Origin of the sequence: Longimycelium tulufanense (assembly GCF_014645795.1) — a bacterium.
GTDB lineage: Bacteria > Actinomycetota > Actinomycetes > Mycobacteriales > Pseudonocardiaceae > Longimycelium > Longimycelium tulufanense.
The window spans coordinates 371,272-395,671 of sequence record NZ_BMMK01000001.1 but is presented as its reverse complement, the minus strand read 5'-3'; the positions used below and the strand labels follow the sequence as shown (position 1 = coordinate 395,671).

Annotated in this window: 27 protein-coding genes; 13 read left to right on the top strand and 14 right to left on the bottom strand. The window is 70.7% G+C overall.

Annotated elements, in window-relative coordinates:
* Positions 1 to 35 precede the first annotated feature (35 nt).
* From IEY55_RS01710 to IEY55_RS01700, 3 genes are all read left to right on the top strand, one after another.
* On the top strand, positions 36 to 1,037 hold the full coding sequence (locus IEY55_RS01710) for an ABC transporter permease (RefSeq protein ID WP_229685889.1): 1,002 nt from the start codon (positions 36 to 38) through the stop codon (positions 1,035 to 1,037).
* A 177-nt stretch (positions 1,038 to 1,214) separates the two neighbouring features.
* Complete coding sequence (locus tag IEY55_RS01705; protein WP_189053095.1) at positions 1,215 to 2,195, top strand: ABC transporter substrate-binding protein; 981 nt, start codon at positions 1,215 to 1,217, stop codon at positions 2,193 to 2,195.
* Positions 2,196 to 2,267: 72 nt separating this feature from the next.
* Positions 2,268 to 2,462, top strand: coding sequence for a hypothetical protein (locus IEY55_RS01700; RefSeq protein WP_189053093.1), 195 nt, complete (start codon positions 2,268 to 2,270; stop codon positions 2,460 to 2,462).
* Positions 2,463 to 2,490: 28 nt separating this feature from the next.
* Here the strand turns inward: IEY55_RS01700 and meaB are convergent, their stop codons facing one another.
* On the bottom strand, positions 2,491 to 3,462 hold the full coding sequence (gene meaB / locus IEY55_RS01695; protein ID WP_189053091.1) for a methylmalonyl Co-A mutase-associated GTPase MeaB: 972 nt from the start codon (positions 3,460 to 3,462) through the stop codon (positions 2,491 to 2,493).
* A gap of 10 nt (positions 3,463 to 3,472) precedes the next feature.
* The gene (locus IEY55_RS01690; RefSeq protein ID WP_189053090.1) at positions 3,473 to 4,663 is read right to left on the bottom strand and encodes an acetyl-CoA C-acetyltransferase; all 1,191 of its coding nucleotides are present in this window, start codon (positions 4,661 to 4,663) and stop codon (positions 3,473 to 3,475) included.
* Positions 4,664 to 4,816: 153 nt separating this feature from the next.
* Between IEY55_RS01690 and mce the strand changes: the two genes are divergently transcribed.
* On the top strand, positions 4,817 to 5,269 hold the full coding sequence (gene mce / locus IEY55_RS01685) for a methylmalonyl-CoA epimerase (RefSeq protein WP_189053088.1): 453 nt from the start codon (positions 4,817 to 4,819) through the stop codon (positions 5,267 to 5,269).
* A gap of 26 nt (positions 5,270 to 5,295) precedes the next feature.
* Here the strand turns inward: mce and IEY55_RS01680 are convergent, their stop codons facing one another.
* The gene (locus IEY55_RS01680; RefSeq protein WP_189053086.1) at positions 5,296 to 5,922 is read right to left on the bottom strand and encodes a TetR/AcrR family transcriptional regulator; all 627 of its coding nucleotides are present in this window, start codon (positions 5,920 to 5,922) and stop codon (positions 5,296 to 5,298) included.
* A gap of 387 nt (positions 5,923 to 6,309) precedes the next feature.
* Complete coding sequence (locus IEY55_RS01675; protein ID WP_189053084.1) at positions 6,310 to 6,666, bottom strand: SPW repeat protein; 357 nt, start codon at positions 6,664 to 6,666, stop codon at positions 6,310 to 6,312.
* A 279-nt stretch (positions 6,667 to 6,945) separates the two neighbouring features.
* Here IEY55_RS01675 and ccrA point away from each other — a divergent pair, with 279 nt between their 5' ends.
* On the top strand, positions 6,946 to 8,277 hold the full coding sequence (gene ccrA, locus IEY55_RS01670) for a crotonyl-CoA carboxylase/reductase (protein ID WP_189053082.1): 1,332 nt from the start codon (positions 6,946 to 6,948) through the stop codon (positions 8,275 to 8,277).
* A 150-nt stretch (positions 8,278 to 8,427) separates the two neighbouring features.
* Positions 8,428 to 10,284: a coiled-coil domain-containing protein gene (locus tag IEY55_RS33200; RefSeq protein ID WP_189053080.1), complete on the top strand. Its 1,857-nt coding sequence runs from the start codon at positions 8,428 to 8,430 to the stop codon at positions 10,282 to 10,284.
* Positions 10,285 to 10,338: 54 nt separating this feature from the next.
* Here IEY55_RS33200 and IEY55_RS01660 read toward each other — a convergent pair whose 3' ends face one another.
* Together IEY55_RS01660 and IEY55_RS01655 are read right to left on the bottom strand one after the other, a co-directional pair.
* Positions 10,339 to 10,758 carry an ArsR/SmtB family transcription factor gene (locus IEY55_RS01660; RefSeq protein ID WP_189053383.1) on the bottom strand — a complete coding sequence of 140 codons (420 nt, stop codon included), beginning with the start codon at positions 10,756 to 10,758 and terminating at the stop codon, positions 10,339 to 10,341.
* 61 nt (positions 10,759 to 10,819) lie between these two features.
* Positions 10,820 to 11,632: an alpha/beta fold hydrolase gene (locus IEY55_RS01655; protein ID WP_189053078.1), complete on the bottom strand. Its 813-nt coding sequence runs from the start codon at positions 11,630 to 11,632 to the stop codon at positions 10,820 to 10,822.
* Positions 11,633 to 11,891: 259 nt separating this feature from the next.
* On the opposite strand from IEY55_RS01655, the gene IEY55_RS01650 reads away from it, so the two are divergent.
* Positions 11,892 to 12,461 carry a GNAT family N-acetyltransferase gene (locus tag IEY55_RS01650; RefSeq protein ID WP_189053076.1) on the top strand — a complete coding sequence of 190 codons (570 nt, stop codon included), beginning with the start codon at positions 11,892 to 11,894 and terminating at the stop codon, positions 12,459 to 12,461.
* Here the strand turns inward: IEY55_RS01650 and IEY55_RS01645 are convergent.
* Both IEY55_RS01645 and IEY55_RS01640 read right to left on the bottom strand, forming a co-directional pair.
* The gene (locus tag IEY55_RS01645; RefSeq protein WP_189053074.1) at positions 12,442 to 13,191 is read right to left on the bottom strand and encodes an alpha/beta hydrolase; all 750 of its coding nucleotides are present in this window, start codon (positions 13,189 to 13,191) and stop codon (positions 12,442 to 12,444) included. The two genes, IEY55_RS01650 and IEY55_RS01645, sit on opposite strands and share 20 nt — an antisense overlap.
* A 176-nt stretch (positions 13,192 to 13,367) precedes the next feature.
* Positions 13,368 to 13,679 (bottom strand): Rv1322 family protein, encoded by a 312-nt coding sequence (locus tag IEY55_RS01640; protein ID WP_373289945.1) that lies wholly within the window; start codon positions 13,677 to 13,679, stop codon positions 13,368 to 13,370.
* 390 nt (positions 13,680 to 14,069) lie between these two features.
* On the opposite strand from IEY55_RS01640, the gene IEY55_RS01635 reads away from it, so the two are divergent.
* The 5 genes from IEY55_RS01635 (at position 14,070) to IEY55_RS01615 (ending at position 16,593) form a co-directional block, all read left to right on the top strand.
* Positions 14,070 to 14,867 (top strand): hypothetical protein, encoded by a 798-nt coding sequence (locus IEY55_RS01635; protein ID WP_189053072.1) that lies wholly within the window; start codon positions 14,070 to 14,072, stop codon positions 14,865 to 14,867.
* Positions 14,867 to 15,148, top strand: a complete 282-nt coding sequence (locus IEY55_RS01630; RefSeq protein WP_189053070.1) for a hypothetical protein — start codon at positions 14,867 to 14,869, stop codon at positions 15,146 to 15,148. Before IEY55_RS01635 ends, IEY55_RS01630 begins: the two co-directional genes overlap by 1 nt.
* A 297-nt stretch (positions 15,149 to 15,445) precedes the next feature.
* Positions 15,446 to 15,637, top strand: coding sequence for a hypothetical protein (locus IEY55_RS01625; protein ID WP_189053381.1), 192 nt, complete (start codon positions 15,446 to 15,448; stop codon positions 15,635 to 15,637).
* A 34-nt stretch (positions 15,638 to 15,671) separates the two neighbouring features.
* Positions 15,672 to 15,881 carry an FmdB family zinc ribbon protein gene (locus IEY55_RS01620; RefSeq protein WP_189053068.1) on the top strand — a complete coding sequence of 70 codons (210 nt, stop codon included), beginning with the start codon at positions 15,672 to 15,674 and terminating at the stop codon, positions 15,879 to 15,881.
* A 91-nt stretch (positions 15,882 to 15,972) separates the two neighbouring features.
* Complete coding sequence (locus IEY55_RS01615) at positions 15,973 to 16,593, top strand: Uma2 family endonuclease (RefSeq protein WP_189053066.1); 621 nt, start codon at positions 15,973 to 15,975, stop codon at positions 16,591 to 16,593.
* Positions 16,594 to 16,629: 36 nt separating this feature from the next.
* On the opposite strand, the gene IEY55_RS01610 is transcribed toward IEY55_RS01615, so the two are convergent.
* From IEY55_RS01610 to IEY55_RS01585, 6 genes are all read right to left on the bottom strand, one after another.
* On the bottom strand, positions 16,630 to 17,832 hold the full coding sequence (locus IEY55_RS01610; RefSeq protein ID WP_189053064.1) for an MFS transporter: 1,203 nt from the start codon (positions 17,830 to 17,832) through the stop codon (positions 16,630 to 16,632).
* A gap of 324 nt (positions 17,833 to 18,156) precedes the next feature.
* Positions 18,157 to 19,935, bottom strand: a complete 1,779-nt coding sequence (locus IEY55_RS01605; RefSeq protein ID WP_189053326.1) for a 3-hydroxyacyl-CoA dehydrogenase family protein — start codon at positions 19,933 to 19,935, stop codon at positions 18,157 to 18,159.
* 155 nt (positions 19,936 to 20,090) lie between these two features.
* On the bottom strand, positions 20,091 to 20,810 hold the full coding sequence (gene dhaM / locus IEY55_RS01600) for a dihydroxyacetone kinase phosphoryl donor subunit DhaM (protein ID WP_189053062.1): 720 nt from the start codon (positions 20,808 to 20,810) through the stop codon (positions 20,091 to 20,093).
* On the bottom strand, positions 20,807 to 21,442 hold the full coding sequence (gene dhaL, locus IEY55_RS01595; protein ID WP_189053060.1) for a dihydroxyacetone kinase subunit DhaL: 636 nt from the start codon (positions 21,440 to 21,442) through the stop codon (positions 20,807 to 20,809). The genes dhaM and dhaL overlap by 4 nt, the downstream gene beginning before the upstream one ends.
* 2 nt (positions 21,443 to 21,444) lie before the next feature.
* Positions 21,445 to 22,446: a dihydroxyacetone kinase subunit DhaK gene (gene dhaK / locus IEY55_RS01590; RefSeq protein WP_189053058.1), complete on the bottom strand. Its 1,002-nt coding sequence runs from the start codon at positions 22,444 to 22,446 to the stop codon at positions 21,445 to 21,447.
* 241 nt (positions 22,447 to 22,687) lie between these two features.
* Positions 22,688 to 23,692 carry a DUF3558 family protein gene (locus IEY55_RS01585; protein ID WP_189053056.1) on the bottom strand — a complete coding sequence of 335 codons (1,005 nt, stop codon included), beginning with the start codon at positions 23,690 to 23,692 and terminating at the stop codon, positions 22,688 to 22,690.
* A gap of 188 nt (positions 23,693 to 23,880) precedes the next feature.
* Between IEY55_RS01585 and IEY55_RS01580 the strand changes: the two genes are divergently transcribed.
* A complete protein-coding gene (locus IEY55_RS01580) occupies positions 23,881 to 24,096 on the top strand; it encodes a hypothetical protein (RefSeq protein WP_189053054.1) in 216 nt (71 codons plus the stop codon).
* The last annotated feature ends 304 nt before the right edge of the window (positions 24,097 to 24,400 follow it).

The following is a 24,400-nucleotide window of genomic DNA, read 5'->3' as shown; positions in this document are numbered from 1 at the left end:
CACCGGCGTCCACGGTGGACAACAACGTCGACCGGATGCTTCCGCAGCGCACGCTGTGGCAACGCCTGGTCACGGCGAACACGTTCTGGACCGGCCTGGTACTCATCGGGCTTTACGTGGTGTTCAGCGTGTTGCGGCCCAACGCCTTTCCGACGCTGTTCAACTTCCAGACCCTGCTCATCGAGGCATCGGTGCTGCTGGTGCTCGCGGTCGGCATGACGTTCGTGATCATCACGGCCGGGATCGACCTGTCCGTGGGGTCGGTACTGGTGTTCTCCGGCGTGGTCGCGGCGATGGTGATGGAGGGGCTGCACGGCGGCGACGCCACGCACGCCGGCTGGGGCACGATCCTTCTCGGGTTCGTGTTGTCGTTGGCGGCTGGCGCTGCGTGGGGATTGCTCAACGGTGTGCTCGTGGCGGTGGCGCGGGTGCCACCGCTGATCGTGACCTTGGGTTCGTTCGGCGCGGCGCTGGGTGCCGCGCAGCTGCTGACCGGTGGTGTGGACGTACGCACCGTGCCCACCGCGCTGCGCAACACGATTGGTTTCGGGCAGACAATGCAGATTCCACACCTGGTTGTGGTGGCCGCTGTGGTGACGTTGTTCGCCGCGTGGCTGCTGCACACCACGCGGTTCGGTCGCTACACCTACGCGATCGGGTCCAACGCCGAGGCCGCGCGGCGGGCGGGTATCGCGGTGACCCGGCATCTCGTGATGGTCTACGGGTTCGTGGGACTGCTGGCGGGTCTGGCCGGATTCATGAACCTGGCGTACTTCGGTACGACGACGATCAGCGGGCACGCCACCGACAACCTGAATGCAATCGCCGCCACGGTGCTGGGTGGCACCAGCCTGTTCGGTGGGGTCGGTTCGGTCCTCGGGACGGTGATCGGCGTGTTCATCCCCGCCGTGCTGCAGAAAGGTTTCGTGATCCTCGGTGTGCAGCCGTTCTGGCAACCCATCGCGGTGAGCATCGTGCTGGTGGCGGCGGTGTGGTTCGACCAGACCCGGCGGAGGGCGCGGGAGCGGGGTCGATGAGCGGGCAAGGGGCCACAACTGGGCCCGCGAGGTGACGGGCGAAGCGAGCATCGCATCGGTAAGGCGCACAGCGAAGCCCGGAGCCGAGCAGTCCAACACAGCGGTGACGGGCGAAGCGAGCATCGCATCGGTAAGGCGCAGCGAAGCCCGGAGCCGAGCAATCGAACGGAGGTAGAGATGGCTGCAGGGGCAGGGGTGCTCCGCGTCGGCGTGGCGGTGGTCGCCGCGTTGGCGCTGGCGGCGTGCGGAGGCGGCACCATCGGTGAGGGGCCGGAAGGCGGGCAGCCCAACAAGAACCTGGTGTTGATTCCCGGGGTGAAGGGCGAACCGTTCTACATCTCGATGGAGTGCGGGGCCAAGAAGGAAGCCGCGAAGCTCGGCTACCAGCTGACCGTGCAGGCGCCGGACCGGTTCGAGGCGAGCCAGCAGACACCCATCGTGACCGGTGTGCTGGCGACCCGGCCAGGCGCGGTACTCATCGCACCGACCGACGACAGGGCGATGATCAACCCGATGCGTCAGGTCAAGGACGCCGGGATCCATGTGGTCGAGGTCGACACGACGGTGACCGACCCGTCGATTTCGGTCTCCAAAATCTCCTCGGACAACGAGGTGGGCGGGCGCAAGGCCGCGGAGACGCTCGCGAAGCTGATCGGGGAGAGGGGTTCGGTGCTGGTGCTGAACACCAAGGCCGGTACCTCGACCACCGACGCGCGGGCGCGGGGCTTCGAGGAGGCCATCAAGCGGTACCCGAACATCACGTACCTGGGTCAGGAGTACACCGACAACGAGCCGGCGCGGGCCGCGCAGATCGTGTCCGGGAAGTTGTCGGCCCACCCGGACCTGGCGGGTGTGTTCGCCACCAACCTGAACACCGGTGAGGGTGCGGCGACGGGCCTGCGCAACGCGGGTAGGACCGGTGAGGTGAAGCTGGTCGGCTTCGACGCGAGCCCGAAGCAGGTGGAGGAGTTGCGGACCGGCGGTGTGGACGCGCTGATCGCCCAGGACCCGGCCGTGATCGGGCAGCAGGGGGTGCAACAGGCGGTCGCCGCGATCGAGGGCCGGCCGGCCGTGCCGCAGATCCAGACCGACCTGGTGGCGATCACCAAGGAGGACATGGAGAAGCAGTCGCGGTACTTCTACCGGACGGAGTGCTGAGCGGGCACCAGCTGATCAATTCACCCCATCGAGCGCTGTGCGGGGATTGCCAACCTCGGCAGGCTTTTGCTTATGAACGCTGCCGAGGAGCACTACCCGCAGCCACGGCTGGCCCGGGTGGACCGGTGGAACCAAATCACCCTGCCCACCGCCGCGTTGGCCGCCGCCCGAGTACGCCCCGGCGACGTCCTGCGCGTGGAGGTCAAGACCGACGGGGTGCTCAGCCTCGTCCGGGAACACGAGGGATCGCTGGAGGCCTCCGGCTGAGCCGTGCGGCCGGCACAACCCTGCTCGCTCAACCCTGGTTGCGCAGGCCGGTGACCAGCTCGTCGGCCGCGCGGTAGGGGTCGACCTCGCCGGCCACCACCCGCTTGGCCAGCCCTTCCAGCGCCGTCCCGCCGTGCACGTCGCCCAGCTCGGCGCGCAGCATCTCCACCGCGATCGCCTCGATCTCGGCCTGTGCCCGACGCTGCCGGCGCTGCTCCAGTTCGCCGTGCCGCACCATCCAGTCGTGGTGCGCGTCGATGGCCTCGGTCACCTCGTCCAGGCCCTGCCCGCGCGCCGCGATCGTCTTCACGATCGGCGGCCGCCAGATCGCGCCGGTCCGTTCCCGCCGGCCCAGCGAGATCATGTACTTGAGGTCGCGCACCGTCTGGTCGGCGCCGTCACGGTCGGCCTTGTTCACCACGAACACGTCGGCGACCTCGAGGATGCCGGCCTTGGCCGCCTGGATGCCGTCGCCCATGCCGGGGGCCAGCAACACCAGCGTGGTGTCGGCCAGTGACACCACCTCGACCTCGGACTGGCCCACCCCGACCGTCTCCACCAGCACCACGTCGCAGCCGGCAGCGTCCAGCACCCGCAACGCCTGCGGGGTGGCCCAGGCCAGGCCGCCGAGATGGCCCCGGGTGGCCATTGAGCGGATGAAGACGTCCGGGTCGGTGGCGTGTTCCTGCATCCGCACCCGGTCGCCGAGCAGCGCGCCGCCGGAGAACGGTGAGGACGGGTCGACGGCGAGCACGCCGACCCGCCTGCCCTGCCGGCGGAAGGCCGACACCAGCGCCGACGTCGAGGTGGACTTACCGACCCCGGGCGAGCCGGTCAGCCCGATCACCCGGGCGTGTCCGGTGTGCGGGGCCAGCGCGGCCGCCACCTCGCGCAGCTGCGGGCTGGCGTCCTCCACCAGCGAGATCAGCCGCGCGAGGGCGCGGGGCTGGCCCTGCCTCGCCCGGTCGACGAGGTCGGCGACGTCGACGCTGCGTGCCATGAAGCGGTCATCACCCCTGCTGGGGCACCCGCAGGATCAGCGCATCGCCCTGGCCGCCGCCACCGCACAACGCGGCCGCGCCCACGCCGCCACCACGGCGCCGCAGTTCCAGCACCAGGTGCAGCGCGATGCGGGCACCGGACATACCGATCGGGTGGCCGAGCGCGATCGCCCCGCCGTTGACGTTGACCTTGTCCTCGTCGATGCCGAGCTGCCGGGCGGAGACGATGCCGACCGCGGCGAACGCCTCGTTGATCTCCACCAGGTCGAGCGCGGCCGGGTCGAGACCGTCCCTGGCGCAGGCGACCTTGATGGCATTGGAGGGCTGCTCGTGCAGGCTCGGGTCGGGGCCGGCGACCACGCCGTGCGCACCGATCTCGGCGATCCAGCTCAGGCCCAGTTCCTCGGCCTTGGCCTTGCTCATCACCACCACGGCGGCGGCGCCGTCGGAGATCTGCGAGGCGGAGCCGGCGGTGATGGTGCCGTCCGCGGCGAACGCCGGACGCAGCTTGCCCAGCCCCTCGGCGGTGGTGTCGGCGCGCACGCCCTCGTCGGTGTCGACCACGAGCGGGTCGCCCTTGCGCTGCGGCACCTGCACCGGCGCGATCTCCTGGGCGAAGATGCCGTTGGCCTGGGCGGCCGCGGCGCGCTGGTGGGAGCGGGCCGAGAAGGCGTCCTGCTCCTGGCGGGTCAGGCCGTAGCGGGAGTTGTACTTCTCGGTGGAGGCGCCCATGGCGACCTGGTCGAACGCGCAGAACAGGCCGTCGTAGGCCATGTGGTCGACCAGCTGCACGTCGCCGTACTTGAAGCCGGCCCGGGACTTGGGCAGCAGGTGCGGGGCCTGGGTCATGGACTCCTGGCCGCCGGCCACCACGATGTCGAACTCGCCGGCCCGGATGAGCTGGGAGGCCAGCGCGATCGCGTCCAGCCCGGACAGGCACACCTTGTTGATGGTCAGCGCCGGTACCGTCATCGGGATGCCCGCGGCGGCCGCGGCCTGGCGGGCCGGGATCTGGCCGGTGCCCGCGGTCAGCACCTGGCCCATGATCACGTACTGCACCTGCTCCGGCGGCACACCGGCGCGCTCCAGCGCGGACTTGATGGCCACGCCACCGAGCTGGGCGGCCGAGAAGTCCTTGAGCGAACCGAGCAGGCGACCCATCGGGGTCCGCGCCCCCGCGACGATGACGGATGTGGTCACGGCTGCCTCCTGTAGCTGGTGCTCCGGCTCCGATTGGCGACGCTAGCGGTTGTTAACTGCGGACCATACCCGTGATCGCGGACGGCTTTTCGTGTGAGTAGCCGCACACGCTCCGCAGCTGGCACCGCCCCGTCCAGGGCCTACCCTCCGAGCATGCCTGACCTGCAGCCTCACGTCACCGCCGTGGACCACGTCGGCGTCGCGGTGCCAGACCTGGACGCCGCGATCGCGTTCTACCGCGACACCTTCGGCTTCGAGGTGACGCACACCGAGACCAACGAGGAGCAGGGCGTCCGGGAGGCGATGCTGCGCGCGCCCGGCGACGCCGGCGGCACGCAGATCCAGCTGCTCGCCCCGCTGACCGAGGAGTCGACGATCGCCAAGTTCCTCGACCGCAGCGGTCCCGGCCTGCAGCAGATCGCCTACCGGGTCACCGACATCGACGCGGCGTGTGCGGCGTTGCGGGCCAAGGGCCTGCGGGTGTTGTTCTCCGAGCCCAAGCGGGGCACGTCGGACAGCCGGGTCAACTTCGTGCACCCCAAGGACGCCGGCGGCGTGCTCGTGGAGTTGGTCCAGCCGGCCGAGGGCGAGCCGGAAGCACACTGAAGCATCCCTGCGACCGAGCCGCCCGGTCAGCGGGCGGCCCCGGACGCTGGCGTGCCGGCGCCGCGGGCCAGGGCCTCGGCCAGAAAGGTGAGTTCCCGCGCCATGGGCCGGGGCTGCTCACCGTGCCGCGCCACCGAATGGCGGTAGCTGACGGCCAGCGCCAGCAACCGCGCGGCCGAGTCGGTGTCCGCGTGTACGGCGATGTCCGGGCGGGCGGCGGTGATCACGTTTCGGATCTGCTCGACGAGCCGCTGGAAGCGGTGGATGAGGGCCTCGCGGACCGCCTCGTGCGTGTCGGCCTCCCGCCACAGCAGGTGGGAGAGCAGCGGGGAGGCGCCCAGCCGCTCGTCCAGCTCGCCGACCAGCCGGCGCAGGCTCTCCGCGACGTCACCGGTCACCACCACGTGGGCGGTCTCGATGGGCTCGTCGGGCAGTCGGGCCACCAGCGCGGCCAGCAGGTCGGGCTTGCGGCGGAAGTAGTAGTGGACCAGCCCCTTCGGCACGCCCGCCCGCTCGGCGATGCGGGAGGTGGGCGTGGCCTCGAACCCGGACTCGGCGAACAGTTCCTCGGCGGCGCGCAGGATGCGTTCCCTGGTCGACGCCCCGTCGACGACCTGCCCGCCCGGGCCGGGCGGCCGGCCTGAGTGAGTCATCTGCACTCCCTGTCGGCGGGCTCCAACGGCTCCGGATGCCCTGGGGCGGCCGATCCCCATCCTTTCCGGTGACGTCGAGCCTTTCCGGTGACGTCGAGCGCCGGTGCCTCGTGATCCGCGTGCCCGGCCGACGATAGCCACGGCCGGGCTTACCCGACGTGAAGTTCGCCGAACCCGTGCCTGACGGTGGATCGACGTCCCGGCAACAAGTGGCCGCGTCAGTGGTTTCCCCTGCTCGACACCTGTCCCACAACGCGCTGTCAGCCGGTGCCTGTCAACAGCTCCATGGTCCGCGGGGGAACATCACCTTCCGGTTCGCGACAGGGTGGGCGCCGGGCCGCCCGGCCCGGCGCCGCACCGTGTTGCTTGGTCTTGCCTATTGAATGACTAGTGCTGGCCCGCCAGTCCGCGGTGTGCGGTATTGGCGGCCGGCACGCCGGCCAGGCCCACGATCACGGCAAGGACACCGACGATCCACGACGTCCAGGCGGCCCCGGCCATGTCGGCGTAGCCCATCACCCACGGCGCCAGGAACAGCAGCACGCCCAACACGACGTGGGAGTACTCGCTGATGACCGAGCCGGGCTGGGCCAGCGACCACGCGCCCGCGATCGCGAGCAGGGCGCCGAAGACGATCATCGTCCACATCGCCCCGGTCGAGGTCGTCAACCACAGCGGCGAGAGCAGGGTGTACACCCCGAACACCACCGCACCCCAGTCCTGCCAACGGGTCCACGGTTTCATCCGTCACCACCTCCATCGATGGGGACCGAAGTGGACCCGGCGGGCCGGGCCCACCCACCTCCACTGTGCTCCTTGGTTGGCCAGCCGGTCAAGCTCCGGTCGAGCACGGGGTTCCCGGGTTGGCGTCGCGCGATCGGGCGAATACCGGTGGAGTGGCTCACACCTCGGTGCCGCTGGATCATTACCCACGGGTAACCTCCGGCCACCTGCGCCGTTCCGTGCTGGCCGCGGGGTGCCGCCGGTGCCCCCGCAACACCCTTCACCAGGGAGGTTCTCGCCGTGCAGAAGATCCTCGACGCGATCCTGGGCGACGAGCTGGGCGCGATCGCCTCGCTCCCCGTGCCCACGTCCTACCGCGGCGTGACCGTGCGTGCCGATGAGGTGGACATGTTCGAGGGGGTGCCGCACAAGGAGAAGGACCCCCGCAAGTCGCTGCACGTGGACGAGATCGCCACCCCGGAGCTGGGTCCGGGTGAGGCCCTGGTGGCGGTGATGGCCAGCGCCGTCAACTACAACACGGTGTGGACCTCGATCTTCGAGCCGCTGTCCACGTTCGGCTTCCTGCGCCGCTACGGCCGGACCTCGCCGCTGGCCAAGCGGCACGACCAGCCGTTCCACGTGGTCGGCTCGGACCTGGCCGGCGTGGTGCTGCGCACCGGCCCGGGCGTGAACGCCTGGAAGCCGGGCGATGAGGTCGTGGCGCACTGCCTGAGCGTCGAGCTGGAGCATTCGGACGGGCACAACGACACCATGCTCGACCCCGAGCAGCGAATCTGGGGGTTCGAGACCAACTACGGCGGTCTGGCCGACATCGCGCTGGTCAAGACGAACCAGCTGATGCCCAAGCCGAACCACCTCACCTGGGAGGAGGCCGCCTGCCCGGGTCTGGTGAACTCCACCGCCTACCGGCAGCTGGTCTCCCGCAACGGCGCGGACATGAAGCAGGGTGACGTCGTGCTGATCTGGGGCGCCTCCGGTGGCCTGGGCTCGTATGCGACCCAGTTCGCGCTCAACGGCGGCGCCATCCCGGTGTGTGTCGTCTCCAGCCCGGCCAAGGCGGAGATCTGCCGCAAGATGGGTGCCGAGCTGGTGATCGACCGCGCCGCCGAGGGCTACAGGTTCTGGAAGGACGAGCACACCCCGGACCCGTCGGAGTGGAAGCGGTTCGGTGCCCGGATCCGGGAGCTGACCGGTGGCGAGGACCCGGACATCGTCTTCGAGCACCCGGGCAAGGAGACCTTCGGCGCCAGCGTATACGTCGCCCGTAAGGGCGGCACCGTCGTGACGTGTGCCTCCACCTCCGGCTACATGCACGTCTACGACAACCGCTACCTGTGGATGCATCTCAAGCGGATCATCGGCTCGCACTTCGCCAACTACCGCGAGGCCTACGAGGCGAACCGGTTGATCGCCAAGGGCATGATCCATCCGACACTGTCCAAGGTGTACCCGTTGGCCGAGACCGGGCAGGCCGCGCTGGACGTGCATCGCAACGCGCACCAGGGCAAGGTCGGTGTGCTGTGCCTGGCCCCGGAGGAGGGCTTGGGCGTACGCGACCACGAGCTGCGCCAGGAGCACCTGGCGGAGATCAACCGGTTCCGCGGGGTGTGACACCGGGCCCGCACCGGATGGCCCGCACCGACACGCCGGAGGTGGCCTTCGCCCGATTTCCCCGCGCGGAGGCCACCTTCCGTATTTTCTTTGCCGTGTCGCGGCGGAGCTGCCCACCAACCACTCCCCCGACCCAGGTAGCGTGAGGCCATGGGCCTTGCCGATGACCGTGACCTGGTCCCGCTCGGAGCTGGATTCGACATTGCCCGGCGCGGGTACGACCGCGCCCAGGTCGACGAACACCTCGAACGGCTGGACGCCGATCTGCGCATCCTCGCCGCCGACCGCGACGCCGCGGTGTCGCAGGCGGCCGATCTCGCGCGCCAGCTCGAGGTCGCCCGCACCGAGATCGAGTCGCTGCGCGGCCAGGTGGAGCGGCTCGCCCAGCCCCCGACGACGGTCGAGGGGATGAGCGAGCGCCTGCAGCGGATGTTGCGGCTGGCTCAGGAAGAGGCCGGCGAGATCAAGTCCAGGGCCCAGGCCGAGGCCTCGCACCTGCGCGCCCGCGGCGAGCAGGAGGCGGCCGAGCTGCGTGGCCGCTACGAGAAGCTCATCGCGGAGATGGACGCCCGGCGGGCCGAGATGGAGGCCGAGCACCGCGCCGTGCTGGAGCAGGCCCGGGCCGAGGCCGAGCGCATCGTTGCCGAGGCCACCCAGCGGCAGCAGCGGATCGACGCCGAGGCCGACGCGCGCCGCCGGCAGGTCGAGGAGGACTTCGAGATCGCCATGACCGGCCGGCGCACCGAGGCGATGCGCACGCTGGCCGAGCAGGAGGCGGCGAGCAAGGCCGAGGCGGAGCGGCGCGTCCGCGAGGCGACCGAGGAAGCCAACCGCCGGGTCGAGGCGGCGAACCGCCGGTTGCACGAGGCCGGGGAGGAGGCCAACCGGCGCGTCCGCGAGGCCGCCGAGGAGGCCGCCCGCCGGATCGAGCAGGCCAACCGGCACCTGCAGGAGTCGAACCAGGAGGCCGGCCGCCGGATCGCCGAGGCGAACCAGCAGTCCAACCAGAAGCTGCAGGACTCCACCAACGAGGCGAACCGCCGGGTGCGGGAGGCGACCGACGAGGCCAACCGGCGCGTCCGGGAGGCGACCGAGGAAGCCAACCGCCGGCTGCAGGTGGCCACCGACGAGTCGAACCGCCGGGTCACCGAGGCCACCCGCCGGGTCACCGAGCTGCGCACGTTGCGCGGGCGGGTCGCCGAGCAGCTCAAGTCCATGCAGGCGCAGCTGCACGCGTTGCACTCGCTGGTCGCCGAGGCCGGGCCGCAGCTCGAGCCGGACGACGACGAGGAGGACATCGTCGCCGGCCGCACCCGGTCGGCCGAGGCTGCCGGCGCTGGGGACGACGCCGCCGGCGGGAGCACCGGAAGCGGCACCGCCGAGGACGCGAAGGGCACGACGCAGTCGGCCGGCGGGGGCGGTCGGGCCGGCGGGGATGCCGAGCCGAAGCCTGCCGCGGACACCAAGGCTTCGGCGGACGAGCCCACGGACGAGGATGACAAGGACGGCAAGGCGGAGTCGGCGACGAGCCCAGACGGCCAGCAGAAGGCGGCCGGTAGAACGGACAAGGGTGCCGATGACGGTGAGCCGGCCAGGCCCGCGGTGTCGAAGGAGAGCGGCGGGTCGGACGGGAAGCCGTCCGGGTCGGGGCAGGCGCAGGGGGACGGCGGCAAGTCGGCCTCGACCGCTGCGGGCGGCGCGTCCGGCGCCGCCGGGAAGGACATCGACGGCCCGACGGCGAAGCTGCCCAAGGCCGAGCAGCTCGACCCGCCGACCAAGCGCATCAAGCTGCCCACGCCGCCGCCCGGCCAGGGGCAGCCCAACGCCCAGCAGGGCCGGCCGGCCACGGGCCCGGGCCAGCAGGCGCGGCCGCAGCAGCCGACCGGGCAGGCCCAGCCCGGACAGCCCCCGCGTTCGCAGCCGCCGCAACAGGCCCAGCGCAACCCGCAGCAGGGTCAGCAGCAGGGCGGCAAACAACAGAACCCGCGGGCGCGGAGCAAGCGCTGAGCAATGTGCCGACGAACGCCGCCAGGCCCCCGGGCCCTGGCGGCGTTCGTCAGGTCACGCCGACCGCCGGGGCTGTTCCTCCACGCGCGGCAGGGCGGCGAGCTGGACCGCCAGCCTCGCCAGGAACAGCCGGATCCGTGCCTCGTTGCGGCGGTAGTAGGTCCACTTGCCGTTCCTGGTGGGGATGACCAGGCCGGCGCGTTGCAGCATGCCGAGGTACTGGGAGGTCGTGGACTGACCGATCCCGGCGCGGTCCTGGATGTGCTTGACGCACACGCCCACCTCGGCCGGGTCGTGGTCCTGCGGCGGGAAGTCCCGGGGATCGCGCAGCCACTCCAGGATCCGCATCCGGGTGGGGTTGGCCAGCGCGCGAAACACCGCGAACAGCTCCTCGTCCGCGGTCGGACCCGCCGACGGGCTGGCGTTCGGATGGGCGGTCGGGGCGCTGCCGTCCGCGCTGCTCAGCTCGGTCACCGAAAGGAGGATATGGCCCACTTGGGTGGAGGCCCATTCCCCGATTCGGTGGCACTCATTGTTACTCCATGTGACCGTATCCCGATGCGCCACCGGAGCTGCGGGCCCACCAGCCGAGCAGGGTGGCGGCGAAGGAGTCCGGCACCTCGAGCGCCGAGAGGTGCCCGGCGCTCGGCAGCACGGTGAGATCGGCGTGAGGCATGGCATCGGCCAGCTCGCGTGCGGTGGCGGGTGGGGTGAGCGTGTCCTCCTCCCCCACGACGACCAACGTCGGAACCTCCGTGGCGCGGACGAGCGCGCTGTTGTCCGGGCGTGCCGCCATCGCGCGTTGGGCCCACGCCACGCCCTCGGGTGGCTGGCCCATGATCAGCCCACGCACGGCGGTGACCAGCTCGCGCCGGTCGGAGCGGGTCGTCGCGCCCAGCACGTTGGGCAGCATCGAGTCGGCGAGCCAGTCCATCGTGTCCGCCGTCTCGGCCCGTTCCGCGACCGCCTGCCGGGTGGCCCGCTGCTCGGGGCCGTCGGCGGCCGCACGGGTGTCCGCGAGCACCAGGCCGGCCACGCGGTGCGGGGCCGCGGCGAGCAGGGCCATGGCCACGTAGCCACCCATGGACAGGCCGCCGAGCACGACCCGGTCCAGCTCGAGCTCGTCGAGCAGGCCGATCACGTCCCGCGCCACGACCGACAGGTCCGGTGGCGGTACCCGGCCGCCCTCGTCGAGCGGGGTGGCGCCGAGTCCGCGCTGGTCCGGGGTGATGACGCGGAACCGTTCGGCCAGCGGATCACCGGCCGCGGTCCACATCCGGGAATCCACGGGGAAGGCGTGCAGCAGCACGAGCGGGGGGTTGTCTCCACCACTGTCGATGACGTGCACACCCCCATCCTGCCGGCAATCGGTCGGGCCGGGGGCGTGCGGCCGGTGGGCTTCCCTGGATCGGACGGGCGGCGAGCGGTTCTCCGCCGAGGCGTCGCCACACCACGAGTCCGACCATGAAGACCGGGGTCAGCTCAGCTCCAGTACGACCCACATCGGTTGCCTGCGGCCAACTTCCACTGTGTTCCAGCGCCTTCTGCGTTCCAGCAATGAGAAAGCGGGTGGATGCCGACGGAAGACCGAGGTTAGCGTCACCCGCATGGCCGACGCACCCGAGGAAATCCGGACCGAGCGGCTGCTACTGCGTCGCCCCACCGCCGACGATCTCGACGCGGCGCTGGAAATCCACGCTGATCCCGAGACCAACGTGCACAACCCGCTCGGCCCGGCGAACCCGGAGCGGATGGCACGAGATCTCAGGACATGGCGTCGGCACTGGGCGCAACACGGCTTCGGGTACTGGGCGATCAGCGAGGCCGGTGACCGCAAGGTGATCGGGTTCGGCGGGCTGCGCCACCACGTCCACGACGGCCGGCCCGCGTTGAACCTCTACTACCGGTTCCGGCCCAGCGCCTGGGGCCGTGGGTACGCCACGGAAATGGCTCGCGCCGCGCTCGGCTGGGCCACCCGCGCGCAGCCCGGCCGGTTGGTGGTCATCATGACGACACCGGACAACGGGCCGTCGAACCGCATGGCGCACCGGCTGGACTTCCGCTTCATGGGGACCGTCGAGCTGGATGGCGTGCAGACCAACGTGTACGACTGGACGATTCCCGATGCCGGTCGTCGCCCCGGCCCCGGTGCCGATGTCAGCTCTCGACGATCGTGACCTGGCGCGTCTCGTACGGCCCGTCCCACGTGCGTGGTAGCGGTGTCGGCACGTCCGGGGCCACCCGCGCCACGACCGCGTCGAGCACGTCCTCGGCGCGCCCGACCCACAGGTGCTTGGCGCCGGAGAACGCCACCACCTCCGCCTGCGGGATGGCGGCGAAGCGCTCCCGAGCCTCGTTCGGCCGCAGGTAGTCGTCGAACTCCGGTACGAAAGCGTGCACCGGCTTGCCCGACTCGGCCCACGTCCGCAGGTGTTCCGGCCGGCTGAACCGCAGCGGCGGGGAGAGCAGCACGGCGCCCTCGACCAGCGGGTCGCAGCCGTACATCAGGGCGAGGTCGGTGCCGAAGGACCAGCCCAGCAGCCACACGTTCGGCAGGTCGTGGAACTCGGCGTACTCCAGGGCCGCGGCGACGTCGAACCGCTCGCCCACCGCGTTGTCGAAGCCGCCCTGGCTGCGCCCGGCCTCGCTGGCGGTGCCGCGGGTGTTGAACCGGAGCACCGCGATGTCGGCCAGCGCCGGCAGCCGCCACGCCGCCTTGCGGTAGATATGGGAGTCCATCATCCCACCGTGGGTGGGCAGCGGGTGCAGGCAGACCAGGGTGGCGCGGGGAGTGCCCGACTCCGGCAGCGCCAGCTCGCCGACCAGTTCCAGACCGTCCGCGGTGTGCAGGGTGATCGGCTCCCGTCGGCCGGGGAGCACGGTGTTGGCGCGGATCTCGGTGCTCATCACCTCGATCCTGCCACCGGATGTCACTCGACCTGATATCGAGAGTGCGTGAGCTGGGCCGCAGCCGCGCCTCGCGTGCGCGCAGCAGCCGCAGGTGAGCAACAGCCCGCGTGCACGGGCCGCCCGCTGGGGGGGACGCCCGCTGGGGGTCGGGTTCGTCCTCGGGTGTGCTGAGCTCACCACCGGCGCCGCGTGGGCCACCGGTGCAGCCGCGCGTTCCAGCAGCCGCCGTGCCAGTGCCGGCGGTCGGCGGCCGAGCCGTTCTCGTCGGCGGGCCAGGCCACCACGTGCGGCGTGCCCGGCCGGATCTCGTGATCGCAGCCCGGGCAGCGGTAGGTCTTCACCGTCTGCGTACCGGGCACGGTGCGGACCAGCCAGTTCCCGTCCGGCCCGGATTCGCGTCGCGCCCATCCGGCGCCGGCCAACGGGCGCGGCTCGCCGGCGTGGGCGGACCTGCGCGCACGGGCGGGGCGGTGACGACGGGGCACGGTCCGCAACGGTAACCCGACCGCCGCAGCGTCCCCCTCACCCGGCGGGTGCAACGGTCCCGGAATAGCGGCCCACAATCCCCCACAATCACCAGACTTTTCGCCAGGAGAATGTGACCTTCTGCACGTCCACAAACCTCGCGCACGGTCACGGCAAATCACTCCGACGGAGCAGCGGAAACCCCGGAAGTCCAGCTCGACGGCGGCACGCTGGGCCATCCGCGTGAACTTATGGTGACCAAAGTCTTAAATAGAGATGGCCGTTCGTCAGTTGTTCCACGGCGTTCCCCGCGCAACGATCGACTCGATCGGTCCGGCCTCACGGACATTTCACGGGAGGGAACCGGACCCAAAACCAGCGGAAACACCGTTTTGTTGAAAGTGGGAAAAGTGAAGAAGTGGTTGCCGCGCGCCCTGGTCGCGCTGTTCGTGCTCCTGGGGTTACCCGCCGGCCTGGCCGGAACGGCACATGCCGCGGTCGTCGCGCACGCCGCCGTCGCCACGTCGCTGCCACCGATCGCACCGCCGCTTCCCCGGGGCGTGCAGAGCAAGAGCTGGTCGGTGCCGGACTACATTGCCGCCTGGGAGAAGCAACACGGTAGGCCGATGACGGCCGAGGAGCGGTACCACCTCGCCCGGGGCTGCATCGGCGTCACCGTGGTCAACCTCGACCGGGAGGACGCGCCGAACCCGCCGCTCAACCTGTCGTTCGGCACTTACCAGCGGGCCATGGAAGTGCAGGCCGCGCTGAACGAGATCGTCGCGACCCGGCCGTCGCCGCGGGAGTACGCCGAGCAGGTGCGCAAGCACCCGGCGCTGCAGGGCGTGCAGAACCTGGTGCGGGCGTTCCCCACGTTCATCGACCCGGCGAACCTGCACGCCGCCATCTTCTCCAAGCGGTTCTACTCGAAGCAGGACCCGAACTGGACCGACGAGCAGGCGGCCGAGATGTACCGGCCGAATCCGCGGACCGGCCAGGTCGACATGAGCACCTACCGCTACCGGGCGCGGCCGGGTTACGTGAACTTCGACTACGGTTGGTACGACGAGCAGACGAACAACTGGTGGCACGCCAACCACGCGGAGCCGGGCATGAAGGTCTACCAGAGCACGTTGCGGTACTACTCCCGGCCGCTGCTGGATTTCGACGAGCAGGTTTTCACCGTGGCGTTCGCGCGGGTCGCCTGATGAACAACCTTGCCGAGATGGTCAACCAGCCGGTGCGGCTGCGGGGGGTCGCCGGTAACGCGCACGCCGGCGCGGTCCTCGTCGTCACCGGGGAACGGCCGGTCTACATCGAGGGTCTGCGCGAGTGGGGCGCCACCGCCGGTCGGACGGTCGAGGCGACCGGGCTGCTGACCGAGACCAGGGTCGGCCCGGAGCCGCTCGGCACCGCGCATACACCGGCGCACGGTGTCCCCGGGCCCGTGTATGTCCTTTCCCATGCGGCGTGGACGGAAGCCGACTGATCCCTACCTGATCAGTACGCCCCCTCGCCGCCGCGGCTCCCGTGCCACCCGTCGCACGGGAGCCGCGTCCTTCCTGCCGATGGGGACCATCCCGTTTGCCGCCGCGGCCGTTGGCTTCCGCCTGAGCCGGTGCTCTGTTACGGAACCGAGTCACTCATCCACTTGCTTCCCGATCACCGATGCATTGCTATCGAGGCAGGTCAACGGATCCGGACGCGGGCTACCTTTCCTCGCCAGGCCCCGACTCTGGCTGGTAAGGGGCCCCGCTGTCCCGGCCTCGTGACTCCAGGAGGGGCCTTGGGTGAGAACGGTGACGCGCGAGGGACCGTGGATCGACTGACCGACGCCGAGGCAGCCTTCTGGCGCTACGTGCGGTTCGGCGAGCTGCCGCCTCGGGTGTTGCCGCCCGAGATGGTCGAGATCGTGGAGACCGAGCAACCTTCCCTGTCGGTCGAGGTGCCCTTCGACCCGGGCCCGCACGCCGGTTGACCCGTTGGCGCCGCGGCTGCGGCACAATGGGCACGTGCCGAGGTACGAGTTCCGCTGCCGCACGTGCGGCTCGACGTTCGAGGTCAACCGGCCGATGAGCGCCGCGTCCGAGCCCGCGGCCTGTCCGGCCGGTCACGACGACACCGTCAAGCTGCTCTCGACCATCGCGGTCACCGGCCGCGGCGGCGCAGGCACTCCGGCCCCGAGCGGGGGAGGATGTTGTGGCGGAGGATGCTGCGGGTAACCCGATCAGGGGCTCCGGGGCAGAGCACGCTCGATCGAAGAAGAGCAGGCGAGTAGTGCCGAGGAGCCCGCGCGGCAAGAAGGAGGCCGAGGTGACCGCTGCTCTGCAGGACATGGAGGACCACCTCGGCCCGTTCCGGATGGTGGACTGGCTCAGTCTTCCGGAGCGCGAGGACGGCTCCCGGGTCGAGCTGATCTTCGGAGAACTCTGCGTGTCACCGCTCCCTGCGATGCATCACCAGTTCGTCGGCGACGAACTTCGTGAGTTGCTGAAGCACACCTTCCGTACAGCCGGCCGGTCAGATCTCTACGTCGTCACCGCCGTTGGTACGGAACTCGGCGTTGAGCTGCGAAACTGCTTCATCCCGGACATAGTCGTGATCGACATGCCACCGGTTGGCCACGTCGTTGGGGCGAAGAACCTCGTGATGGCGGTGGAGGTCTGGTCGCCAGGTAACACGCCAAAGAAGCGCGACGAGAAGATGCGGGGCTACGCGGCCGCCGGTGTCCCCTACCTGTGGACCGTTGAGTTCCAGAAGCCCGAACGTCAAACCCAGGATCCCCCATCGCTCGTTGACACGCTCACCGTGACGGCTTACCAGCTCAAGAACGGCCGGTACATCCTGGAGTCGGTCGCGCGAGTTGGCGAAACCGCCACGATCACGGCCGCGCCCGTGCCGGTGATGTTCGACCCGGATGATCTCCTGCCCTGAAGCCTGTTCCGTGGCAGGACATTCCGGGCCAGCTCCTCATACGGTGGTCATCTCCGCGGGGCGCGCGGTGAGTGTGTCGGCGCGATCGGTGTCGCGGCGATGACGATCGAGCGCCGCCGAGAGCACCGCGAGCAGGAGCGCACCGGCCGGCAGCAACGCACCCGCCCAGTTGGGGGCGGTCAGGCCCAACCCGTGCGCGATGACGAATCCGCCGAGCCAGGCACCGATGGCATTGCCCAGGTTGAAGAATCCGATGTTCATCGCGGACGCGAGGGTCGGCGCTCCAGCGGCCTTGTCCATCACCTGCTTCTGCAGCGGCGGCACGGAGGCAAAGCCGAAGCCGCCGATCAGGAAGATGCATACCGCGGAAGCAATCTTGCTGTGGGCACCCCAGGTGAACGCGAACAGCACCACGGCCAACGCCGCCAGGGCGGTGTAGAGCATCGGCATCAGGGCGTTGTCGGCGAACCGGCCACCGAGGGAGTTGCCGACAACCATCCCCACGCCGAACAGCATGAGCAGCCAGGTGACACCGGAGCCGGAGAATCCGGCCACCTCGACCATCATCGGTGCCACGTAGGTGATGGAGACGAAGACACCACCGAACCCGAGGACGGTCATCGCCATCGCGAGGAGCACCTGCGGGTCGGTGAGGGCGGCGAGTTCCGGTCGAACGCGCGTGCCCTGCGGCTTGGGGCCACGAGGAACGAGGGTGGCCACGCCGATGACTCCGAGCACGCCGAGCACGGTGATGACACCGAACGTCGCGCGCCAGCTGATGTGTTGGCCGAGCAGCGTGCCGGCCGGCACGCCGACGACGTTCGCCAGCGTGAGCCCGCTGAACATGAAGGCGATCGCGCTGGCTCGCCGGTTCGGGGCGACGAGGTCTGCGGCCACAACGGCGCCGATACCGAAGAAGGCGCCGTGCGTCAGGGAGGACAGCACCCGGCCGAGGAGAACCAGGGCGAACGTGGGCGCAACGGCGGTGAGGAGGTTTCCGACGACGAACAGCACCATCAGCGCCGTCAGCATGCGCTTCCGCTCGATGCGTGTCCCGATGATGGTGGTCAGGGGCGCGCCGAGGAACACGCCCATGGCGTAGCCGGTGGCGAGGTAGCCGGCGGCGGGGACGGAGACGGCGAACTCGGTCGCGACCCCGGGTAAGACGCCGGTCACCACGAACTCGGTTGTCCCGATCCCGAAGGCGCCGATGGCCAGCGCCCAGAGTGCGAGTGGCATGGGAAGACCCTTCGACACAGAACATGACGACGCTCATTGCCCGCGTAGACAATACTTGTATACGCCATTTATTTGCAAGCGCGTCTTACTTGGGCGGGACTCCCGCCACTCGCTCACCAAAGGGACAAATGGGACAGGACAAGTGTGGAACCCTGGATCTCGCTACGCCCCAGGAAACTGGCTCCTGCCTTGCCGGTGAGCGCCCTCAAAGTCCTTGTGTGGCAAAGGATTGGAGTGCGAGCAGCCGGGATGTGCCGCAACGACACCGGCCCCGGCACGATCGTGGCGTGCCGGGGCCGGTGAACATCGCCGGAGATCAGGTGATCAGGTGTAGTCGCGGAAACCCTTGCCGGTCTTGCGTCCGAGGCGACCGGCGGTGACCAGGTGCTCCAGCAGCGGCGCCGGGGCGAAGCCCGCCTCGCGGAACTCCAGGTACAGCGTGCGCTGGATGGCCAGCGAGACATCCAGGCCGACCACGTCGAGCAGCTCGAACGGCCCCATCGGCAGACCACAGCCGACCTTCATCGCGTTGTCGATGTCCTCGGCCGACGCGTAATGCGCCTCCAGCATCCGCACCGCGTCGTTGAGGTACGGGAAGAGCAGCGCGTTGACGATGAAGCCCGCCCGGTCCCCGCAGCTCACCGGGTGCTTACCCAGGCTGGTGCACACCGCCTTGGCCGTCGCGGACGCCTCGGGCGCGGTGGCGATCGTGTCCACCACCTCGATCAGCTTCATCACCGGCGCCGGGTTGAAGAAATGCAGCCCGATCACGTCGCCGGGTCGGGATGTGGCGGCGGCGCACTCGATCACCGGCAGCGACGAGGTGGTGGTGGCCAGCACCGCACCCGGCTTGCACACCTCGTCCAGCGTCTCGAAAACCGCCTTCTTGACCGCCAGTTCCTCGGCGACGGCCTCCACCACGAGGTCGCAGTCGGCCAGGTCGTCGAACCGCAGGGTGGTCTGGATCCGGCCCAGCGCCGCGTCGCGCGCGGCCTCGTCGAGCTTGCCCTTGACGACGGCCTTCTCCAGCGAGCGTCGTACCGTGCCCAGTGCCGCGGACGCCTTCTCGTCGCTACGCGCCCGCACCACCACGTCGTAGCCGGCCTTGGCGAACACCTCGACGATCCCGGTGGCCATCGTGCCGGTGCCCACCACACCGACCCGCTGCACCTGACGCGGCGTGGGCGCCGACTCGTCGGCGTCGCTCGGGGTGTGCACGTCGGGCACGACGGTCGGCGAGTCCGGTGCGTCGTAGGTGTAGAAGCCGCGCCCGGTCTTCCGGCCGAGCAGCCCGGCGGTGATCATCTGCTTGAGCAGCGGCGCCGGCGCGTGCAACCGGTTGCGCGACTGGTGGTACATCGTGTCGAGGATCTCGTACGCGGTGTCCAGGCCGATCAGGTCGAGCAGCTGCAACGGGCCCATCGGGTAGCCGCAGCCCAGCCGCATCGCCGCGTCCAGGTCCTCGCGGGTCGCGTAGTGCGTCTCGTACATCCGCACCGCGTGGTTGAGGTAGCCGAACAGCAGCGCGTTCGCGATGAAACCGGCCCGGTCCCCGATGACCACCGGAACCTTGCCCAGCCGCTCGGCCAGCGCCACGACGTCCTCGACGACGTCCGGCTCGGTGACGACGGTGCGCACCACCTCGACGAGCTTGAGCACCGGGGCCGGGTTGAAGAAGTGCATCCCCACGACCTTGCCGGGACGCCCGGTGTGCACGCCGATCTCGGTGACCGACAGCGACGAGGTGTTGGAGGCCAGGATGGCGTCCGGCCGACAGACCTTGTCCAGCTCGGCGAAGACCTTGGCCTTCAGCTCCGTCCGCTCCGGCACCGCCTCGACCACGAAGTCGACGTCGGCCAGGTCGGACAGTGACGTGCTGTAGCTGATGCGTTCCAGCAGCGCACGCTGCTCGCCCTCGTTCAGCTTGCCGCGCCTGACCGCCCGGTCCGTGGAGTGCTCGAGGTGGCCACGACCGCGGGCCACGCCCTCGGCGTCCGCCTCCACCGCGACCACCCGCAGCCCGTTGCGCGCGAACACCTCCGTGATGCCGGCACCCATCGTGCCGAGGCCGACCACGCCGACCGTTGTGATCTCCCGCGCCAAGGCCATTTCCTCCCGCTGCATCGAGGGTTCGAGCACGTCTGTGCGTGGTTACCGTACGCACCGGTAATGTCGAGATACTGCCACGCCGTCCCGAGCCCCCGGGGTGAGGTTCGCCACCCGGCACGATTCCAGCACGACGGCGGGAGGCGCAACGCTCACTCGTCGAATTGCCGCTCCGCCAAGTCGAGGATGCGTTGCACCGCTTCGTCGGCATCCGCGCCGCGGGCCTGCACAGTGACCGTCTCGCCGCCGCCCGCATTGAGCCCCATCAGCGCCAGCACGCTGCGCGCGTCGACTTCCGTCCCCCGGAAGGTCACCGTGACCTCGGCCTGCAGGTCGGCGATCGAACGCGCGAGCAGGGCGGCGGGACGCGCGTGCAGGCCCACCTGGTTGCGCAAAACAACCTCGGCCGAGCGGGACGGCTCGGCGACCGCCTCCGCGGTCGGCTCGGCCCTCGCCCCGGCCGCCCCGGCCGCGAACTCCTGCTCCGGCCCGCCGGCCTGGCCGACGGCGGTAGCCGCGGCGGCGGCCACCCCGTCCAGGTCGGCACCGCCCTGTGCGGCGACCGCGGCCGCCACGGCACCCTCGACCAGCGGCGCGTCCGCGACGAACAGCTTCCGCGCGCCGCTGTCGGCCTCGGCGACCAGTTCAGCGGTCATCTGGGCGCTGCCCAGGTCGTACAGCAGCACCACGCCGTCACCCCGATCGGCGCGCTCCACGGCGGCGGACACCAGGTCGTAGTCGGTGCCCAGTGAGCCGTCCGGGAGCCCGCCCGCCGGCTGGATCGGCACGTCCGGCGCCATCTGGCCGGCCAGCTCGGCCACGCCCTCGGCGAGCCGGGCGCTGTGTGACACCAGGACCAGCCCGATCGTCATGACGCACCCGCCTCGTCGGCGAGCGCTCGGAGCAGCAGCGCGGTGGACCGCGCGCCCGGGTCGAGGTGGCCTGCGCTGCGCTCACCGAGGTAGGAGGCGCGACCCTTGCGTGCCACCAGCGGGACCGTGCTCTCGGCGCCGCGCTCGCCGGCCTCGGCCGCCACGGCCAGCACGGCCGCCACGTCCCCACCGGCCTCGGCCGCCGCCTTGGCGGCTTCGACCGCCGGTGCCAGTGCGTCCACCATCGTCTTGTCGCCGACCTCGGCCTTGCCGCGGGCCACCACCCCGTCCAGCGCGCCGCGCAGCGCGGCCGCGGCGCCCGGTCCGTCCACTTCGGACGTGTCGCCGAGCGCCGTGGACGCGCGGAGGAACGCCGTGCCGTAGAGCGGACCGGAAGCCCCGCCCACGGTGGAGATCAACGTCGTCGCGGTCACCTTCAACACGGCGCCCGGGGTGTCGAACCCGCCGCCGACCAGCTTGGCGACCACCGCGGTGAAACCACGGTGCATGTTCTCGCCGTGGTCGGCGTCGCCGATCGCCCGGTCCAGCTCGACGAGCTCGTCGCGGTGCACGGCGATCACCGCGGCCGCCGCCCGCAGGGCCAGGGCCAACCGCTCAGCAGTGCAACCCACGCTCACACTCCCCAACGCAGCGCCGGCGTGTGCACCGGCGCGTCCCACAACTCGGTCAGCTCGTCGTCGAGCCGGAGCAGGGTGATGCTCATACCCTGCATCTCCAGGCTCGTGATGTAGGGGCCGACCAGGCGCCGCTCCACCCGGATCCCGCGCTCGGCGAGCAGCCGCTCGGCGATCCCGTGCGCAACGTACAGCTCGATCGTCGGGGTACCGCCCATGCCGTTGGTGAACAGCAGCACCCGGTCGCTCTCGGTGAACGGCAGGTCCTCGACCACGCCGTCCAGCAGCCGGCGCACGATGCCGTCGGCGGGTTCCAGCGCGATCCGCGACCGGCCCGGCTCACCGTGGATGCCGACGCCCAGCTCCATCTCGTCCTCGGTGAGGGAGAAGCTCGGCTCGCCCACGTGCGGCACCGTGCACGAGGTGAGCGCCATGCCGAAGGACCGGACGCCGGCCACCACGCGCCGGGCCAGTTCCTCGCACGTGGCGAGATCGGCACCGCGCTCGGCGGCCGCCCCGACGATCTTCTCCAGCAGTACGGTGCCACCCACGCCGCGGCGGCCGGCCGTGTAGGTCGAGTCCTTGACGGCCACGTCGTCGTCGACCACGACGGTGCGCACCTCGATGCCCTCGGCGGCGGCCAACTCGGCCGCGGTCTCGAAGTTCAGCACGTCGCCGGTGTAGTTCTTGACCACGAGCACCACGCCGGCCCCGCCGTCAACCGCCCGGATCGCCGCCTGCACCTGGTCCGGGGTGGGCGAGGTGAACACCGCGCCGGGGCAGGCCGCGTCCAGCATGCCGCGGCCGACGAAGCCGGTGTGCAGCGGCTCGTGCCCGGAGCCGCCACCGGAGACCACCGCGACCCGGCCCGGTCGCGGGGCGTCCGCGCGCACCACATAGGTCGGTTCCGTGTGGACCCGCAGCAGGTCGGCGTGGGCGGCGGCCAGGCCGCGCAACGCTTCGTCGACCACCGTGGACGGATTGTTGATGATCTTCTTCATGCGGCCTCCTCGCCGCTCGCCCGCTCGCGTCCGCCCCTTCCTACCGGAGCCGGGCGTGCCGCTCCAGCATCCGACGCCGTGGCAGTGGGGCGTGATCGGGCTGCGGCCCGTTGCCTGCCAGCTCGATGTGGGGGGAGGCACGACCGGTATGCGGCGAACGACGTGTCCGAGGTGGACGGTGAACGGCGACAGCGGTAATTGGTGTCGCTGCGGCTTTCCTTACTCCATGGCCGATGCCGGGTCACGGCCTCGGCAGCTTGGGCAGCAACGCCCTTGCCGCGCCCGCTGCCTTGCCGCAGACGTCGAGTTCGGGGAGCTTCTGGACGTTCTCGAGCTTGACGCGCGCGACCTCGCTCCTGTTGCCGGCCGCCCTTCGGTGCTTCCACTGCAGCTCGCAGCTCGGATAGACGTTGTCCGACCTGCGCTGGAAGGCGGTCACACCGCCGAGGTCCACCTTGTCGCCGTTACGGCTCGCCGGGTCCGACCCAAGGTCGAACGACACCCGCAGGTCGACGCCACCGTGGGAGTAGGTGCACTGGTAGAGGCCGAAGCGGCGCTCGGTGCCCGCACCGCCGATCGCCTCGGCGCGTGCTGGGCCGTCCAGCAGCTGGCAGGGGTCGACACCGGCCAGCGTGCCCGCCTCCGCCTCGCGCCGGGGAGGGTCGCGCCGGATCTTGGTCGTCACGGCCTCCGCGACCCGCCGTGCGGGCTGGCACGGATCACCGTCGGCGACGCCGGCCTGCACGGAGAGACCGAGCGCGTTGCGGCCACCCTGCACCGGGACCCGGACGAAGCACGTGCTGCCGCTGGACAGCTTCTGGACGTTGGCGCGCAGCCCGCCCACGACCGTCCGCAGCTTGCTCTGATCCACGATCAGCGTGTCACCCACGATGATCGTGATGTTGAGCTTCTTGCCGGCCTTGTCCTTCATGTAGTTGCTGCACTTCGAATAGCCGCTCGGCCGGGACTCGGCCGGGGTGCCGAGGGTGCCCAGCAGCTTCTCCTCGAGCAGCGCACACGGCTCGACCTGGCGCAGCTTCTCCATGGCGAAGGCCGCGTCGAGAGGACCGTCGTCGGGCGGTGCGGCACCGCGCTGCCCCGAGGGGTCGGCCTCGCCCGCCGGGATGGTTGTCCGGCTGAAGGTGACCTTGGCGAGATCGACCGAGGAGCCGCAGCCGGCAAGGACGACGGGCGCGGCGAAGGCGACCGCGAGGGCGACGGCTCGGGAGCGGGCGGAACGCGACACGCCGTGCACGGTAGCGAGCGGATGGTCCCGCCGAGCGCGGAACGGAGTTTTCCCTTGCGCAGTAGGCAACTCCAACGTGTTCGATCTCACGCCGTCACCTCAGAACGATCCGGATCGTTGGCACGTTGGAGCAGGTGAGGGACGAGATCGCCCACCTCGCCAGTCGATCACCAGCCAGGAGGAGCCACGTGACGAGCACCGAGAACCGCCGCCGTAACGACGCACGCAAGATGAACCTCCGTGGGGCGGCCGGTCGGGCGGTGCGCCGCGTGGCCGCCTGGGCGCAGGAGCGGGCGCTGACGCCCGCGGCGCTGCGGGTCCGCTTCCGCGACGCCGCCGCTGCGCTGGACCGCTGGACGGTGAACACCTTCAACCCGGTCTACCCGCACCGAGCCAGCAGCTGACCGGCTCCGGGCCAGAGCGAGACCCGGCCGGGGTCGGCCCGTGCAGGGGGCCGGCCCCGGCCGGTCCTTCCGGCCCCGCTGGCGAACTCGTGGTGGCTGGCTTGGACTCAACACGGGCTGGGTGACTCCCGCATCCCGCGCGCACACCTGCATCGCGGCTTGGCGCCCCCTGCCCCGTAAAGGGCCTCCGCCGCGGTACGGACTGGGCCCTGCCCGGGGCCCGTGGTGGGTGGGCCTGCTCCACCACGGGCAGCCTTTCGCCGGCAACCTCGACCTACGAGGAAGCCCCACTTTGTCACCCACA

Coding starts and splice junctions, on each gene's coding strand:
- IEY55_RS01610 (WP_189053064.1), bottom strand. CDS start 17,832: ATGCCACTCGCACTCTGGGCGCTGGCCATCGGCGCCTTCGGGATCGGG.
- IEY55_RS01710 (WP_229685889.1), top strand. CDS start 36: ATGCTTCCGCAGCGCACGCTGTGGCAACGCCTGGTCACGGCGAACACG.
- IEY55_RS01700 (WP_189053093.1), top strand. CDS start 2,268: ATGAACGCTGCCGAGGAGCACTACCCGCAGCCACGGCTGGCCCGGGTG.
- IEY55_RS33200 (WP_189053080.1), top strand. CDS start 8,428: ATGGGCCTTGCCGATGACCGTGACCTGGTCCCGCTCGGAGCTGGATTC.
- dhaK (WP_189053058.1), bottom strand. CDS start 22,446: ATGAAGAAGATCATCAACAATCCGTCCACGGTGGTCGACGAAGCGTTG.
- IEY55_RS01680 (WP_189053086.1), bottom strand. CDS start 5,922: ATGACTCACTCAGGCCGGCCGCCCGGCCCGGGCGGGCAGGTCGTCGAC.
- IEY55_RS01675 (WP_189053084.1), bottom strand. CDS start 6,666: ATGAAACCGTGGACCCGTTGGCAGGACTGGGGTGCGGTGGTGTTCGGG.
- mce (WP_189053088.1), top strand. CDS start 4,817: ATGCCTGACCTGCAGCCTCACGTCACCGCCGTGGACCACGTCGGCGTC.
- IEY55_RS01645 (WP_189053074.1), bottom strand. CDS start 13,191: ATGAGCACCGAGATCCGCGCCAACACCGTGCTCCCCGGCCGACGGGAG.
- IEY55_RS01705 (WP_189053095.1), top strand. CDS start 1,215: ATGGCTGCAGGGGCAGGGGTGCTCCGCGTCGGCGTGGCGGTGGTCGCC.
- meaB (WP_189053091.1), bottom strand. CDS start 3,462: ATGGCACGCAGCGTCGACGTCGCCGACCTCGTCGACCGGGCGAGGCAG.
- IEY55_RS01630 (WP_189053070.1), top strand. CDS start 14,867: ATGAACAACCTTGCCGAGATGGTCAACCAGCCGGTGCGGCTGCGGGGG.
- dhaM (WP_189053062.1), bottom strand. CDS start 20,810: ATGACGATCGGGCTGGTCCTGGTGTCACACAGCGCCCGGCTCGCCGAG.
- IEY55_RS01650 (WP_189053076.1), top strand. CDS start 11,892: ATGGCCGACGCACCCGAGGAAATCCGGACCGAGCGGCTGCTACTGCGT.